Source organism: Bradyrhizobium sp. S3.12.5 (genome assembly GCF_040548225.1).
Lineage (GTDB): Bacteria > Pseudomonadota > Alphaproteobacteria > Rhizobiales > Xanthobacteraceae > Bradyrhizobium > Bradyrhizobium cytisi.
Map to the genome: position 1 here is coordinate 93004 of NZ_JBEPRF010000010.1, position 13865 is coordinate 106868.

The window sequence follows — 13865 nt, forward strand, 5'->3', positions numbered from 1 at the left end:
GGGCTATCAATGCGGCGCCATCTCCGGATGGCGCCGTTTTTGTTTTTGCGATCACCTTGTAGGGTGGGCAAGCGCAGCGTACCCACCGCAACTCTGCGAACGCGACAAAAATAGTGGGCACGCTGCGCTTTGCCCACCCTACGAAACTCGTGGGCCGCCCCAATCTTGCTGCCGCGCACAACAACAAGTCGTCGCATCGCGCCGGCGAACGCTTGACAGTCGAAATGCTCCGCGCGCATTCTTACTCTAAGTAAGAATGACGACAGGGATGGAAATGCCGGAGCAGCCGAGAAGTCGGCGGCAGACGCGTGCTGCCATTTTGACTCATTTGCTCCAGTCCGGCGGCTCGTTCCGGCCGCCCCTGGCGCGCGCCGTGCGCCTGTCCGAAGCAAGCCTGTCGCGTATCCTGTTCGACTTGAAAGCCGAAGGCCTGATCGAGGAAGTGCGGCGCCCCGCCCCTTATGTCGGCGGCCCGACGGGTCTGGTGTCGCTCGACCGCACGGTGGCGCTTGCCGCCCTTGAGCTGACCGGCCAATGGCTCAGCGTCGGCGTTGGCGGCCTGTCGGGGGAACTGCATTACACCGAGCGTGTGCCGCTGCCGAAGAAGCCGACCGTTGAATCCGTCGGCCGGGTGTTTCGCGAAGCACTGGCATTGCTGCGCGACTGGACGCGCCGGCGCCGCATCAGGCTCGCACAGGTCGGCGTGACCGTTCCCGGCCTCGGCCGCCTGAGTGTATCAGGCAATCCGATCATTCCGTGCGACGTCGGAGGTATCGGGGACATGTTCGGCGAATTGTTCGCGGGCGTGCCGGTCACCTTCACCAATTCGGTGGTGGCGCACGCCACATTTCACCGCTGCCGCACCGAGAACTATCCGTTCAGCGATGCGCATCTGTTCGTCTTCGTCGGCCAGGGCGTCGCGGGCGCCTGGCTGGATGATCCGATCGAGAACGACGCGCTCGACCCGGTCGAGCTCGGCCACATGGTGTTCGGAACCGACGGCCCGCGTTGCCGCTGCGGACATCACGGTTGCGTCGAAGCCTATACGTCGCTGCCGGCGCTGGCCGACCTTCTGCGCGTCACCGAAGCAGAATTGCTCCGACTCGGCAGTGAATGGGTGACCACGATCCCCCTCACATCGCGGGTGCGCCAGGAATTGCGCCAGCGCCTGTTCAGGCTTGGCCTCGCCATCGGCAACACATTGAACGTCAAGCCATGCCGCGGCGTTGTCGTCAGCGGCTGGCCGTCGCTGCTCACTGAAGACGATCGAAAGGCCGTCATCGACGGGATCGACTCCTGCCTGCTCGGCGGCCGGAAACTGGCGCAGGTGTCGCTCGCCTTCGTGCCGCCCTCGATGGGCAACGATCCGCAGGCAGCACTTGCCTTCGCCGCGCTCTGCCTGACCAGAAGCGGCGGCATGCCGGCCGCATCGACGGAGGCCGCCTGACATAGCCTGCGCGGCTCTCGCGCAAAAGAGTTCACACCCGGGAGGAACTTGCCATGCCGACCACAACAACAAGGCGCCGTCTGCTCGCTGGATCTGCTGCCGCGCTCGCACTGCCGGCCTTTGCTCGCGCGCAAGGCGCAGTCAAGCCGCGCCTCACCGCGATCTCGCAATGGTCCGCAGGCAGCGACGGAGCGGCGATCACCGCGCTCGGCAAGAAATTCGAGGAGAAGGGCGGCATTTGGCAGCACTCGCCAGTCCCCGGCTTCACCACCGAGATGATGAACAAGCTGCGCGCCCAGATCATCGCCGGCGATCCGCCGGCCTGCTCGCAGCTCAAGGGCCCCGAGATTGCCGCCTGGTCGAAGATTGCGCCGACCGTCGATCTTGACGCCGTTGTCGCTGCCGCCGGCTACGAAAAGGTCGTCGCGCCGGACCTTGCAAAATTGCACAAGCCGGGAGGCAAGTGGATTGCCCTGCCCTTGCAGATCTACAGCACCAACATGCTGTTTCTCTCCAAGCGCGCGATGGACAAAGCCAAGGCCGACAAGCCCCCCGTGACCTGGGCTGACTTCAACGATCTTGCCGAGAAGATGAAAACCGCCGGGGTCACCTTTCCCGTCGCCAACGGTGGCACCCGCGCCGACGATGGGCAAAAATTCGAGGCCTCGCTCGCCGGCATCAGTCCCGCTGCATATCGCGCAGCCGCCATGAATCTCGACAAGAAGGCCCTGGAGGGTCCCGAGATCAAGGCTGCCTTCGCACAGATGCGCAAGATCACCAACTGGATGGACCCCAATGTCGGCGCCCAACCCTATGCCATCAATTTGAAGCGCTTCGTCGATGGCGACATGGGCATGTTGATCATGGGCGGCTGGGCGCAGGGCGTGCTGCGGAACGCCGGTTTCAAGCTCGACGACTTCGTCATCGCGCCAGGCCCCAGCGACAATGGCAAGCCGGTATTCTTGCTGAATGCCGATGCCTTCATCTTCTGGCAGCGCAAGGAGCCCGATCTGCAAGCCGGCCAGATGTTGATGGCCCAACTCGTCATGGACCCGGCGATCCAGACCATGTATTCGCAAATCACGGGATCGATCCCCGTGCGCACCGATGTCGATCTGTCCGGTGAGGGCTGGTCGGATGGTCAACGGCGAACCGCAGCCGCACTCAAGGACGCTGTCGCGAGCAATCAGGCCGTCCTGAGCCTTGCGCACAACATGGCGCAGGAAAATGGCCTGACCGCTGCGATGATCGACGTGTTCACCGAATACGCGAAGAACAAGACGATCACGCCGGATCAGGCCGTCACCCGCCTCGCCGAGGCCGTCGAGGGCTCGCGTTGACCGACGCCGTCTCCACAGCAACGCGACCGGGCCGGCCGGCGACCTCTGACATGGTGCGCCGGCTGCCCGAATATCTGATGATCTGGGTGCCGCTGCTGTTGTCCGCAGCGCACCTCATTTCGTTTTCGATCTGGACAATCTGGATTTCGTTCACGCCATCCACCCTTGTTCCGGTCACGGGCTGGGTGGGTCTGCGCAACTACAATTCGGTCCTGGCGTCGCGGAACTGGCAAATCGCCTTCGACAATCTGCTGCTGTTCGGCATCGCGTTCGTGCTGCTGAGCTTGATCACCGGTCTCGTGCTGGCGATCCTGCTCGATCAGCGCATTCGCGGCGAGAACGTGCTGCGCACCATCTTCCTGTACCCCTTGGCGGTATCGTTCGTCGTCACCGGCACGGTCTGGAGCTGGCTGCTCAATCCCGGTATCGGGATCGAGAAGCTCGTCCATGATCTCGGCTGGAGCTCCTTCCACTTCGACTGGCTGGTCAATCGCGACATGGCGATCTGGACCATCGTCATCGCTGCGATCTGGCAATCCTCGGGCTTCGCCATGGCGCTGTTCCTGGCCGGCCTTCGCTCCGTCGACACCGACATTATCAGGGCTGCGCAGATCGACGGCGCTGGACCGATCCGAACCTATTGGCGCGTCATTCTGCCGACGCTCTGGCCGATCACCATCACCGTCGTCGTCGTCCAGCTGCAATTTGCGATTTCGGCCTTCGACCTCGTCCGCGCGCTCACCAACGGCGGGCCCGGCATCGCGACCCAGCTGCCGGCCCTTGTCGTCTACGATTTGATGTTCCAGCGCAGCCAGCTCGGCCGTGGCGCGGCGGCGGCTGTGCTCATGCTGCTCATTCTGCTCGCCGTGCTGCTGCCCTATGCGGCGTGGCGTTATGTCCAGCGACGGCAGGCCGCCCATGCGTGACCGCAGCTTCGCGCCGAGCAGGATTTTGATCTATCTCGTCGTGACATTGTTCGCGGCCGCTTATCTCGCGCCGCTGGTCGTCGTCGTGCTGAACTCGGTCCGGGCCAATGAGGAGATTGCGCAGGGTTCGATGATCGGCTGGCCGCAACACATGGCCTGGCGCAACTACCTCACTGCCTGGAGCGGCTTTTGCATCGCCGAGACCTGCGCCGGAATCCGGCCGTACATGCTGAACTCCGCGCTCGTCACGATCCCCGCGACGATATTCTCGACCCTGCTCGGTGCTGTCGCCGGTTACGCCGTATCGCTCTGGCGTTTTCGCGGCGACAACTGGATCTACGGCATCGTCACCCTCGGCCTCTTCCTGCCCCAGCAGATGCGCCTGCTGCCCTGGACCATCGTGTTGCGGGACATCGGGCTCATCAACACGCTGTGGGGCCTCGTGCTGATTCACACGATCCAGGGGCTTTCCTTCACCGTGCTGTTCTGCCGAAACTACTATATCGCCATTCCGCATGAACTGATCAGGGCGGCGCGCATCGATGGCGCCGGGTTCTTCCGTATTTTCTGGCGCATCATCCTGCCGCTCTCGTCCCCCATCCTGATCGTCACAGTGATCTGGCAGTTCACCCATATCTGGAACGAGTTCCTCTATGGCGTGACATTCACGACCGGCCAGCAGCAGCCCGTGACGGCCGCGCTCATCGCGCTGTCTGCCGCGGTCGCGGATATCCCGCAGCACGGCGTGCAGAGCGCCGCGGTGATCATCGCGGCGCTCCCCACTTTGCTGATCTATCTCTTCGGCGGCAGGTATTTCGTACGCGGCCTCACTGCCGGGGCCGTGAAATGATGGATGTGTCATGGCAGCACTAAGCATTCGAGCGCTGTCGAAGCGCTACGCCAATCTGGAGGTGCTAAAGGGCATCGACCTCGACATCGAGAGCGGTGAATTCACCGTGCTGGTCGGTCCGTCCGGCTGCGGCAAGTCCACGCTGCTCAACATCGTCGCCGGGCTTGATCGGGCAAGCGACGGCACGATCGAGATCGGCGGACGCGTCGTCAATGACGTGCCTCCGAAGGACCGCGACATCGCCATGGTGTTCCAGTCCTACGCGCTCTATCCGTCGATGACGGTGCGCCAGAACATCACCTTCGGCATGGAATGCCGACACGTCGCCAAGGCGGAGCAAGAGAAGGCGCTGGCGAACGTGGCCAAGCTGCTCCAGATCGAGCCTCTGCTCGGCCGCAAGCCGTCGCAACTGTCCGGCGGCCAGCGCCAGCGCGTGGCGATGGGGCGCGCGCTGGTGCGCGATCCCCTGCTCTTCCTGTTCGACGAGCCGCTCTCCAATCTCGACGCCAAGCTGCGGGTCGAGATGCGGATGGAGATCAAGCGGCTGCACCAGCGCATCGGCGCCACCATCATCTATGTCACCCACGACCAGATCGAGGCGATGACGATGGCAACCCGCATCGCCGTGATGCATCGCGGCGTGGTGCAGCAATTCGCCGACCCCGACACGGTCTACCGCTATCCGGCCAATCTGTTCGTCGCCCGCTTCATGGGCTCGCCGCCGATGAACACGATGCCGGCACGGCTCGAGGCTAATGCCGGCGGGCCTGTGGCGGTGATCGGCGCCGGCCGGCCGGACGAGGTCCGTATCCACTTGCAAGACTACGACGCAGCTACGTCCTATGTCGGCCGCGAGGTGGTGCTTGGGATCCGGCCGGAATGCATCGCCGAGGGGGATCGCGTGTTCTCTGGCGCCACGGGCGCGCCTGTTATCGTCACCGCGCCGGTCGAGCTGGTCGAGCCCACCGGCGCGGAGACCATTGTCCTGCTGCGACTCGGTGGCGAGTCCGCGCAGGCGCGCATCTCGCCGGAGATCCGCCCGGCCCCGGGCGGGACCGCGTCCTTCGCCCTCGATACCCGCCGCATTTGCCTGTTCGACCCTGAGACGGAGCGACTGATCGCATGACCAAGACAAGCTATGCCGACCTCGCGGACCGCGTGGTGCTGATCACCGGGGGCGCCAGCGGCATCGGCGCCGCCTTGGTACGCGCTTTCGCCAGCCAGCGTTCCCGCGTCGCCTTCCTCGACATCGACACGCCGGCGGGTGAAGCGCTGGCGCACGAGGTGGCGAAAACGTCCGGCACCGCTCCGCTATTCGTGCCCTGCGACCTCCTCGACATCGACGCCCTGCGCGCGGCGCTGGCGAAGGTGCAGGGATCGCTGGGCGATGCCGCGGTCCTCGTCAACAACGCCGCCAACGACCAGCGCCAGGTGCTATCGGACGTGACGCCGGCCGAATTCGACTGGATGATCGGCGTCAATCTCAAGCACGTCTTCTTTGCCGCGCAAGCCGTGGTGCCGCAGATGCAGGCGCGCGGCGGCGGCTCGATCGTCAACATGTCGTCGGTCGCCTGGATCCGCGGCGCACCGGCGCTCCCGGTCTACGCCGCGGCAAAGGCTGCGATCGTCGGCTTCACCAACTCACTGGGCCGCCGGTTCGGCGCCGACCGCATCCGCGTCAACGCGATCGCGCCTGGAATGGTGATCACCGAGCGGCAGCGGAAGCTGTGGTATCCGGACGAGCGGCAGATCGCCGAGATGCGCACGCGCCAGGCCATTCCCGATGCGGTGACGCCCGATGATATCGCCGACATGGCGCTCTACCTCGCCTCCGACGCGAGCCGGCGCATCACCTGCCAGTGCTTCCGGGTCGACGGCGGCCTGGCCTAGAACAGCATCGTAGTGTTGTAGGGTGGGCAAAGCGCAGCGTGCCCACCGTCTCGCCGCAACCGGGCAAGATATGGTGGGCAGGCTTGCGCTTTGCCCACCCTACGAGACCGTCGTCTACCGCCGTCCCTTCCGCATCGTCGCGAGCACGATGTCGGCGGCGAGCACGCTCGGTGATTTGTTGCCGGTGGACATGATGGTGTCGAGCTGGGCGAAGGCTTCGACCTGTTGCTTGCGCATCGGCGTCTCGCTCAGCACATCGGCCAGTGCGGCTGCGAGCTTCTCCGGCGTGCAGTCCTCCTGCAAAAATTCGGGGATCACGTCCTTGCCGATCACGAGATTGGCGAGGATCACCGAAGAGACCTGGATCGCGCGGCGCAGGATGAAGGCCTCCATCGCGCCGACGCGATAGGCGGTCACCATCGGAATGCCCGAGAGCGCGAGCTCCAGCGTCACGGTGCCGGATTTCGCCAACGCCGCGCGCGCGATCCGGAATGCGGCGCGCCTCTCGGTTTCGCCGACCACGATCTGCGGCTTGACCGGCCAGGTCGCCACGCCCGCGCGGACGGTGGCCTCGAGGTGCGGCATCGTCGGCAGCATCAACTCGAACGCGCGGCCCTCGGCCTGCAATCGCCCGAGCGCGGCGCCGAACAGGCCGAGATGATGCCGGATCTCGCTGCGGCGGCTGCCCGGCAGCACCAGCAGCACCGGCGGCTCGCTGTCGCGGCGTTTTTGCTCGTCAGGGTTCGGGCGCAGCGACGGCAATTGCTCGATCAGGGGATGGCCGACATAGCTGCATGGCGGCCCTTTCAGCTTGCGGTACTCCTCCGGCTCGAACGGCAGCAGACCCAGCACGTGATCGACATAACCGAGCATCGCGCGCGCGCGGCCGGGCCGCCAGGCCCAGACCGAGGGCGAGACGTAGTCGATGACGGGGATCGCCGGATTCTTCGCACGCACGCGGCGCGCGACGCGATGGGTGAAATCGGGACTGTCGATGATGACCAGCGCGTCGGGCGCGGACTCGGTCACGGCATCCGCCGTCTCGCGGATCAGCCCCAGGATCTTCGGCAATTGCTGCACCACCGCGGCAAAGCCGACGATCGACAGCTCCTCGATCGGAAACAGCGTCTCGAGTCCCTCGCGTGCCATGGTGCGGCCGCCGACGCCCTCGAACTGCACGCCGTCGCCGAGGCGCTGGCGCAGCACCTTCATCAGCGCCGAGCCGAGCCGGTCGCCGGATTCCTCCGTCGCGATCAGAAAGATCTTCCGTTGGGGATCGCGGGTCGGCATCACGCGGGCAGACCGACGACGAAGAGATATTTGGCGTCGGCGAGCCCGATCATCGCCTGCGGCTCGGCGGCGATGGTGTTGCCGGCGATGACAGCGACACCGGCAAGGCCGGCCTTGGCGACGCCCTCGATCGTGCGCGCGCCGATCGTCGGCAGGTCGAAGCGGAGATCCTGCCCGCTCTTCGGCGCCTTCACCAGCACGCCACGCCCCATCGCGGCACGGATGCGGCCCTCTTCGCGCAGCCGCGCCACGCGCGCGAGCAGCGCATCAGTGCCCTCGATGTCCTCGACCGCCACCACATGGCCGTCGATCACCACGGCGGCCTGACCGATGTCGAACGGCCCGAGCGCGGTGAGCACCGCGCGCCCGCGTTCGATGTCAGCCTTGGCATTGTCGGCCGGCCAGGCACGGGTGACGCAGCCCTCTGGCATCAGCAGGTCGGGCGCGACGTCCTTGATGCCGACCATGCGAAAGCCGCCTTGCTCGAGAATGCGGCCGACACCCGACAACAGATGATCGTCGCCGCCGCGGAAGGCGCGGATGACGTTGCCGAGCAGCCGCAACGTCGTGACGTCGAAGCGGATTTCCGTGAGCGAAGGCCGCACCAGGGTGCCGATGAAGATCAGGTCGCGGCAGCCCTCCTCGCGGAACAGCCGCATGGCGCGGCCGAGCTGACCGACCGAGATCCAGCGGTGGCGGAATTTCTCCACCTGCACCGGATCGCAGGCGCCTCGCAGCGGAAACAGCACCGGCGTGATGCCGCGCGCGGCGAGCGACTCGGCCACCGCGAACGGCATCGCACCACCGCCCGCGACCACGCCGACCGGTGATGAAACGCCTAGAGCCGCCGATGTCATATCCGCGGCCATCCCGGCGTCACTTCTCGATGGCGGGAAGGCAGAGCGGACGCTTGCCCTTGCCGATGAAGCCGAGGATTTCGGCGATCGCAGGATCTTCGCTCTCAAGGGACCGCGCCGCCTCCAGCCGCTCGGCGAAGGTGCCGGGGCCATGGAAGAGTTTTTGGTAGAACGCGCGCACGGTGGCAAGCCGCTGTCTGGTGAACTTGCGCCGCTTCATGCCGATGAGATTGAGGCTCTCCAGCACCGCATATTGACCGTTGGCGAGCCCGTACGGGATGATGTCGTCGCGCACGCCCGAGAGGCCGCCGACCATCACATAGGAGCCGATGCGCGTGAACTGGTGCACCGCGGACAGCCCGCCGATATAGACGGCGTCGCCGATCTCGCAATGACCGCCGAGCGTCGCCGAGGTCGCGAAGATCGCGTTGTTGCCGACCATGCAGTCATGGCCGACATGGCTGTTGTTCATGAAATAGCCGTCGTTGCCGACGCGCGTCTTCCCGCCGCCCTTGACGGTGCCGACGTTCATCGTCGCGCCTTCGCGGATGATGCAACCGGAACCGATGTCGAGCGTGGTCGGCTCGCCCTTGTAGCTGAGGTCCTGCGGTGCGCCGCCGAGCACCGCAAACGGCGAGATCACGCAATTGTCCCCGACCGAGGTATGGCCGATGACGGTGACCTGTCCAATCAGCTTGCAATCGGCCCCGATCCGGGCGTTGCGACCGATGATGCAAAAGGGCCCGATCTCGGTGCCCTCGCCGATCACGGCGCCGTCTTCCACCCGTGCGGTGGGGTCGATCTTACTCATCAAGAAGGTCTGACTATGTGTTGAACTTGCTCGGCTTTCCGGTGGTTAGCGCGACTGCGCCCGATCTGTCCAGTGACGTATGATCTCGGCGTGTTTCGCCGCTCTCGCCACTCCCCCTCAGTCCGTCAGCATCGCCCCGACATCGGCTTCGGCGACGATCTGGCCGTTGACCTTGGCGTCCCCGTGAAACCACCACATGGCCTTGCGGCGGCCGACCGAGCGCATGTGATACTCGATGGTATCGCCGGGCAGCACGGGCTTGCGAAACTTGCACTTATCGATGGTGAGGAAATAGACCGCGCGCGGCTTCTCGGTGCCCTCGACCGACTTGATGCCGATCACGCCGGCGGTCTGCGCCATCGCCTCGATCATCATCACGCCCGGATAGACCGGACGTTCGGGGAAATGGCCCTGGAAGGCCGGCTCGTTGAAGGTGACGTTCTTGATGCCGATGCCGCTGTAATCGGCCCGGATGTTGATCACACGGTCGATCAGGAGCATCGGAAAGCGGTGCGGCAGGGTCTGGAGGATCGCATTGATATCCACCAGCTCGAACTTAACAGGTGATTCCGCCGTCATTCCCGTCCCTCGTCCTTCGGATCGGCCTTGCTGTCGCGTACCAGGCGCTCCACCGCGATAATTTCCTTGAACCATTGTTTGGTCGGCTTGGCAAAAAAACCGCCCCAGCGACCGTTCGGCGGGATGTCGTCCTTGACCCCGCTCATCGCGGTGACCTGGGCACCGTCACCGATCTTGAGGTGATTGTTGATGCCAACCTTTGCTCCCAGCGCCACGTTGTCGCCGATCGTCAGGCTGCCCGCGAGCCCGATCTGGGCCGCGAGCAGGCAGTTCCGGCCGATCGTCACATTGTGGCCGATCTGGACCTGATTGTCGATTTTGGTGCCCTCCCCGATCACCGTATCCCGCAAGGAGCCGCGATCGATGGTGGTGCCGGCGCCGACCTCCACATTGTTCTGGATCAGCACACGGCCGGTCTGGGGCACCTTCAGATGGCCCTCGGGGCCGAAGAAGATGAAGCCGTAGCCGTCCTGGCCGATCGCGCAGCCGGGGTGGATCAGCACGTTGTTGCCGATCAGTGTGCACTGGATGGCCGTGCGGGCGCCGACATTGCAGTCCCGCCCGATCTTGACGCCCGGACCAAGGACCACACCGGCGCCGATCACGGTGCCGCTGCCGATCTCGACATCCGGACCGATGACGGTCAGCGGCTCGACAATGACGTCGTCCTCCAGCCGCGCCGACGGGTCGATGACGGCCGATGGCGCGATGCCGTCATTGCCGAACCAGGATTGCGGGCGCAGCGCATCGCCATGCCATTCCCGAGCGATCCCGACAAAGGCACGGAACGGTTGCGCCACCCGCAGCACGGCCACGTGCGCGGGCACCTGGGCCTCGAAGCGCGGACTCACAAGACAGGCACCAGCCTTGGTCGCCTTGAGCTCATCGGCGTATTTGAGGTTGTCGAAGAACGCCAGATGCATCGGGCCGGCTTCGTCCAGCGAAGCAAGACCCGTGACGACATGACCGCCCCTGACAGGGTCGACCAGTTGCGCCTTGGTCAGCGCGGCGATCTCAGCCAGCGTTGATGCCGGCGGTTTCCTAAAGAAGGTCGGCTGCGCCATTCCACCCCGTCGCGGTCCGGCTTCGGCATGAAGCGGAAAGGCCGCATCATGCCTTATCTCATGGATTGAGCACGATCTTTTTGGCGACCGGCCGCAGGGAGTTCCTGGAAGCAATTGCTACAAGGAACTCCCGAGCGGGCGGATCATGCCCTGCTGATCGAACTAGAACGAGGTGCCGCCGCCGAACCGGAATTCCTGCGTGCGGTCATTCTTGCCCTTGGTGAGCGGCACTGCATAGTCGAAGCGCAGCGGTCCGAACGGCGAAGCCCAGATTAGGCCGACACCGACCGACGATCGCACCACATTGCCATTGTCATACACCAGGCCGGTACAAGTTCCAGTCGAGGCCGGGTTGACGGTCGATGGCGTACAGGTCGAGTTCCTGGTCGTGGTCATTTCGTTGGTCACTGACCACGTCGTCGGGCCCTGATAGTCGAACAGACCGCCGGCGTCGGCATAGACAGCGCCCTTCAGACCCACTTCCTTCGGAAGGAACCAGAACGGCATCTGCAACTCGAGCGAAGCGCCCCAATATTTGGTGCCGCCGAGCGCGTCCTGCGTACCAAAGGGATTCAAATCGCGCGGACCGATGCCGTTCGGCGCAAAGCCGCGGACGAGGTTCGGGCCCATCTGGAAATGATCCAGCATGCGCAGATCTGTGCTGCCGACCTTGTTCAGGATACCGCCCTGGAGATGGACGAGACCGACAAGGTCCGACACCAGCGACTGGTAGTACTTCGCATCGGCCACGGTCTTCAGGTAGGAGACGTCGCCGCCGACGCCGGCGAAGTCCTGCCTGAAGTCGATGAGCAGGCCGTCGGTCGGGTTCTTGTTGTTGTCCAGCGTGTTGTAGGTCAGCGTATAGCCGAGCGCCGAGGTCAGGGTCTTGCCGTTCGCAAGTTCCTTGCGCACCGGGAGCGACGCTTCGCCGTCGCCGTAGCAGCCGAGATTGCCTGTCAGGATCGGATCGACGCCTGTCGTTGCGTTGATAAAGGCCGGGCTCGGGTTGTATGCCGGTGAGCCGACGACGTTGTTACAGTTCGCCAGATAGGACGGCAGCGTGATTTCCTGCTGGTAGATCGAGTAGCGCAGCTGGAGCGACAGGTCCTCACGCAGGGCGAAGCCGAGGCGCGGGCTGAAGCCCAGCGTCTTGGTGCCGTAGGAGATGTAGCTGTTGGACAGCTGTGTGCGCTGATAGAGGTCGAGGCCCAGCGCGACGCGGTAGTCGAGCAGATAAGGCTCGACGAACGACAGCGAATAGCCGCGGGCGTACTGGCCATAGGTGACCGACGCCTTGGCGAACAGACCGCGGCCGAGCAGGTTGCGCTCGGAGACCGAGACTTCGGCCAGCGCACCATCGGTCGTGGAGTAACCACCGGAGACCGAGAAGTCGCCGGTCGACTTTTCCTCGAGATCGACGAGCAGGACCACACGGTCGCTGGAAGAGCCCGGCTCGGTCGTGATCTTCACGCTCTTGAAGTAGTCGAGATTCTTCAAGCGGCGCTCGGCGCGATCGACCAGCGCACGGTTGTAGGCATCGCCCTCGGAGAGGTCGAACTCGCGACGGATCACGTAGTCACGGGTACGCGTGTTACCGCGGATATTGATGCGCTCGATATAAGTGCGCGGACCTTCGTCGATGTTGAACACGACGGATACGGTGTGCGCATCGAAATTGCGATCGCCGCCTGGACGCACCACTGCGAAGGCATAGCCGCGGCGTGAGGCCTCGATCTGCATGTCCTCGACCGATTTCTCGACCGATTCGACGTTGTAGAGCGAGCCGACATTGACGCGCGAGAAGCTGCGCAGCGTGCTCGGGTCGAAATTCTGGATGCTGGTGCGGAAATCGACGGTGCCGACGCGGTACTGCTGGCCTTCCTCGATCTTGAAGGTGACGTTGAAGCCCTTCTTCTCCGGATCGTATTCAGTGAGCGCGGCCACGACCTGAACGTCGGCGAAGCCGTTCTTCAGGTAGAAGCGCCGAATCAGGTCGCGGTCGGCCTCGACGCGGTCCGGATCGTAGACGTCACCGCTGCTGAGGAAGCTCAGCAGATTCGATTCGTGCGTCTTGATGACGTCCCTGAGGCGGTAGGATGAGAACGCGGTGTTGCCGATGAACTCGATCGACTTGACCGAGGTCTTGGCACCTTCGTTGACCGTGAAGATGAGATCGACGCGGTTGTTCGGCTGCTCGATGATCTCCGGCGTGACGGTCACGTCATAGCGGCCGGAACGGCGATAGATTTCGGCGATTCGCAGCGTGTCCGACTGCACCATGGCGCGCGAGAACGTGCCGCGGGCCTTGGACTGGACTTCGGCGGTGAGCTGCTCGTCCTTGATCTTCTTGTTGCCCTCGAAGGCGATGCGCCCGATCACCGGGTTTTCCACCACGGAGACGACGATCTGGCCGCCGGCGCCGCGGTTGATCTTCACGTCCTGGAACAGGCCGGTCTCGATCAGCGCCTTGAGGCCGTCATCGATGGCGGCCTGATCGAGGCGACCACCGGGGCCGGGCTTGAAATAGGAGCGGATCGTCTCCACCTCGACGCGGCGATTTCCTTCGACGGAAATCGACTGCACGGTCTGAGCGAGCGCAGACGAAGATACAAAAACAGCCCCAACCGGGGCAAACACCGGCGCGCCGAACATGATCAGGGTTGCGAGCAAGCCCCCCCGGAGTCGCAGTCCAAACTTCATTGCGCAACGCGCCCTTATCAACTTACCAGACCCAACCCCAAAGTCGGTCTGGGAGATTCCCCAAGTTCGAAGCCGCTTGTAGCCAATTTCACCGACGCCGCAAACGGCCGA

12 protein-coding genes are annotated in these 13865 nt (G+C 64.4%); 6 read left to right on the plus strand and 6 right to left on the minus strand.

The window, feature by feature from the left end; genetic code table 11:
- Positions 1–268: 268 nt before the first annotated feature.
- From ABIC09_RS16325 to ABIC09_RS16350, 6 genes are read left to right on the plus strand one after another with little or no spacing between them, the layout of a single operon-like run.
- Positions 269–1447: an ROK family transcriptional regulator gene (locus ABIC09_RS16325; protein WP_354110006.1), complete on the plus strand. Its 1179-nt coding sequence runs from the start codon at positions 269–271 to the stop codon at positions 1445–1447.
- Positions 1448–1500: 53 nt separating this feature from the next.
- Positions 1501–2787, plus strand: coding sequence for an ABC transporter substrate-binding protein (locus ABIC09_RS16330; protein WP_354109890.1), 1287 nt, complete (start codon positions 1501–1503; stop codon positions 2785–2787).
- Positions 2784–3713 (plus strand): carbohydrate ABC transporter permease, encoded by a 930-nt coding sequence (locus tag ABIC09_RS16335; RefSeq protein WP_354109891.1) that lies wholly within the window; start codon positions 2784–2786, stop codon positions 3711–3713. Before ABIC09_RS16330 ends, ABIC09_RS16335 begins: the two co-directional genes overlap by 4 nt.
- A complete protein-coding gene (locus ABIC09_RS16340) occupies positions 3706–4563 on the plus strand; it encodes a carbohydrate ABC transporter permease (RefSeq protein WP_354109892.1) in 858 nt (285 codons plus the stop codon). Before ABIC09_RS16335 ends, ABIC09_RS16340 begins: the two co-directional genes overlap by 8 nt.
- A 10-nt stretch (positions 4564–4573) precedes the next feature.
- Positions 4574–5689 carry an ABC transporter ATP-binding protein gene (locus ABIC09_RS16345; protein ID WP_354109893.1) on the plus strand — a complete coding sequence of 372 codons (1116 nt, stop codon included), beginning with the start codon at positions 4574–4576 and terminating at the stop codon, positions 5687–5689.
- Positions 5686–6453, plus strand: a complete 768-nt coding sequence (locus tag ABIC09_RS16350; protein WP_148753694.1) for an SDR family NAD(P)-dependent oxidoreductase — start codon at positions 5686–5688, stop codon at positions 6451–6453. Before ABIC09_RS16345 ends, ABIC09_RS16350 begins: the two co-directional genes overlap by 4 nt.
- Positions 6454–6567: 114 nt before the next feature.
- Here the strand turns inward: ABIC09_RS16350 and lpxB are convergent, their stop codons facing one another.
- From lpxB to bamA, 6 genes are all read right to left on the minus strand, one after another.
- Positions 6568–7746 (minus strand): lipid-A-disaccharide synthase, encoded by a 1179-nt coding sequence (lpxB, locus tag ABIC09_RS16355; protein WP_354109894.1) that lies wholly within the window; start codon positions 7744–7746, stop codon positions 6568–6570.
- Positions 7743–8600, minus strand: coding sequence for an LpxI family protein (locus ABIC09_RS16360; protein WP_354109895.1), 858 nt, complete (start codon positions 8598–8600; stop codon positions 7743–7745). The genes lpxB and ABIC09_RS16360 overlap by 4 nt, the downstream gene beginning before the upstream one ends.
- A gap of 19 nt (positions 8601–8619) precedes the next feature.
- The gene (gene lpxA / locus ABIC09_RS16365) at positions 8620–9411 is read right to left on the minus strand and encodes an acyl-ACP--UDP-N-acetylglucosamine O-acyltransferase (protein ID WP_354083056.1); all 792 of its coding nucleotides are present in this window, start codon (positions 9409–9411) and stop codon (positions 8620–8622) included.
- Positions 9412–9528: 117 nt separating this feature from the next.
- Positions 9529–9990 carry a 3-hydroxyacyl-ACP dehydratase FabZ gene (gene fabZ, locus ABIC09_RS16370; RefSeq protein ID WP_148753690.1) on the minus strand — a complete coding sequence of 154 codons (462 nt, stop codon included), beginning with the start codon at positions 9988–9990 and terminating at the stop codon, positions 9529–9531.
- Positions 9987–11054: a UDP-3-O-(3-hydroxymyristoyl)glucosamine N-acyltransferase gene (gene lpxD, locus ABIC09_RS16375; protein WP_354109896.1), complete on the minus strand. Its 1068-nt coding sequence runs from the start codon at positions 11052–11054 to the stop codon at positions 9987–9989. The genes fabZ and lpxD overlap by 4 nt, the downstream gene beginning before the upstream one ends.
- 162 nt (positions 11055–11216) lie before the next feature.
- On the minus strand, positions 11217–13754 hold the full coding sequence (gene bamA, locus ABIC09_RS16380) for an outer membrane protein assembly factor BamA (protein WP_354109897.1): 2538 nt from the start codon (positions 13752–13754) through the stop codon (positions 11217–11219).
- Positions 13755–13865: the final 111 nt, after the last annotated feature.

Bases quoted from the DNA above. Each gene is read 5' to 3' on its own strand.
- ABIC09_RS16360 (WP_354109895.1), bottom strand. From the start codon at position 8,600: ATGACATCGGCGGCTCTAGGCGTTTCATCACCGGTCGGCGTGGTCGCG.
- lpxA (WP_354083056.1), bottom strand. From the start codon at position 9,411: ATGAGTAAGATCGACCCCACCGCACGGGTGGAAGACGGCGCCGTGATC.
- ABIC09_RS16350 (WP_148753694.1), top strand. From the start codon at position 5,686: ATGACCAAGACAAGCTATGCCGACCTCGCGGACCGCGTGGTGCTGATC.
- lpxD (WP_354109896.1), bottom strand. From the start codon at position 11,054: ATGGCGCAGCCGACCTTCTTTAGGAAACCGCCGGCATCAACGCTGGCT.
- fabZ (WP_148753690.1), bottom strand. From the start codon at position 9,990: ATGACGGCGGAATCACCTGTTAAGTTCGAGCTGGTGGATATCAATGCG.
- bamA (WP_354109897.1), bottom strand. From the start codon at position 13,754: ATGAAGTTTGGACTGCGACTCCGGGGGGGCTTGCTCGCAACCCTGATC.
- ABIC09_RS16325 (WP_354110006.1), top strand. From the start codon at position 269: ATGGAAATGCCGGAGCAGCCGAGAAGTCGGCGGCAGACGCGTGCTGCC.
- ABIC09_RS16340 (WP_354109892.1), top strand. From the start codon at position 3,706: ATGCGTGACCGCAGCTTCGCGCCGAGCAGGATTTTGATCTATCTCGTC.
- ABIC09_RS16345 (WP_354109893.1), top strand. From the start codon at position 4,574: ATGGCAGCACTAAGCATTCGAGCGCTGTCGAAGCGCTACGCCAATCTG.
- ABIC09_RS16330 (WP_354109890.1), top strand. From the start codon at position 1,501: ATGCCGACCACAACAACAAGGCGCCGTCTGCTCGCTGGATCTGCTGCC.